The sequence below is a fragment of the Moorena sp. SIO3I6 genome, assembly GCF_010672095.1.
The window spans coordinates 1-1,484 of the sequence record NZ_JAAHHU010001260.1; the positions used below are offsets into that span (position 1 = coordinate 1).

At 38.5% G+C, this 1,484-nt stretch carries 2 protein-coding genes; both read right to left on the bottom strand.

Translation table 11 applies throughout. The annotated features are described in order from the left end of the window. On the bottom strand, positions 1-828 hold an 828-nt coding region (locus tag F6K49_RS48335; RefSeq protein WP_293109785.1), incomplete at its 3' end, for a hypothetical protein. 238 nt (positions 829-1,066) lie between these two features. Continuing rightward, positions 1,067-1,484 (bottom strand): hypothetical protein (locus tag F6K49_RS48340; RefSeq protein ID WP_366514353.1); only part of this gene is annotated, 418 nt, incomplete at its 5' end.

The following is a 1,484-nucleotide window of genomic DNA, read 5'->3' on the forward strand; positions in this document are numbered from 1 at the left end:
TAGTTTAAGTCCAATGATATTGTTTTTACTTAATTGGACAAACAATACCTTCAAATCCTCACCATCACCTGACACAAAAGCATCACAGGTAGACCCTTGACTTAGTTGTTGCAAGAAATGCCACTTTTCTTGCCAACGTCCTCGATGACGTCCGTAAATTGGCAATAATCGCTCCCATGAGCGTACTAATACCGGATACTCACAGCCAATTGGTACCAGATAACCCCATCCATCATCAATTCTACAAGCATCAACATCTCGATTCAATAAATCTAGGGGAAGAAATAATTCAATCGTTAACTGACTCCATAAATATTTAGTAGCGATTTCCTCTAAAAAGGCTTGTAGCAGTTGCTGAATCTCATCCGTTGTGGCGGTTTCTGGAAAAGATGCAGGTTGAGACAGTTGCTCAAATTCTAAAACTCCGTCATTTGGCATAAACCAAGCTTCTACAAAATACTGCCCTGCTTTATTCCATTTGCTAACTGAGCTTTGGTTACTAGGCTGAACAACCACCATTAAATAAGAGTTATTACTTTCTGGTTTATTTTTTAACTCTCTCAACAACTCTGAATATCCCTTGATATTCTGCTGAGCCCATTCCTCTAAGGGAACCGAAACTGATGGATACAATTGGTAATCTGTGACTAAGTAACCCACCCATCGCTCAATTCTGGTATATTTCGATCTGCCTTGGGGCATCTTTCCTAACTGTTCAAAAATCCCTGTTAAATTATTCGGGACAGGATATTGCCAATCTTCAGGAGAACAAGAGTGATATGCTCTTTGAACAAAGGTTATAATTTCGTTTTCAAAAGGAGTTAACAATTTTAGTAAAGCTTGTGTATTATCTTTTGTTTCTTTTAACTGCTTTTCTAACTGCTTTAATTGATTAAGCTCTTCCTCCTTAATTTTTATATCGTTAGCAATTTTTTGAAGCTGTAACTCTAGATGATTTATCTCCTGAGGATTGCTGGTAAAGCGTTTTTTTTCGTCAACGTCTTTGTAAGATTTTTCTAGGTTATTTAGGTCAGAATCCAGGCTTTAAATCCGGAGTTTTATAGCTCTACTCATCCCCATATTCTAGTTCATGAAGCTGTTGTTCAATCTTATCCATATCCTTAGCGATCTTTTCAAGCTGTAACTCTAGATTATTGCTCTCCTGAGGATTGCTGGTAAAGCGCTTCGTTTCTGCAACATTTGTGTAGTCTTTCTCTAACTCTTCGAGGTCTTGCTTAAAACCTGCGATTTTAAGTTGTGTGACTCTAGAAAGTTTTTTGGTAACCTTCCGTTTATCTGGTGACGGGAGTTTCTGTAGTTGTAGATTATTCTTAATCAAGGCATCAGCTTCAACTGAAGAAGCTTTAAACAACTGTCCTCCCTCATTATCCTCCCAACGCAGATACAGCACTGGACGATACCACTGATTCCCTTCAATACCCATAGCACTTTGTCCCCGACCCAATGCGATCGCTAATGACTCT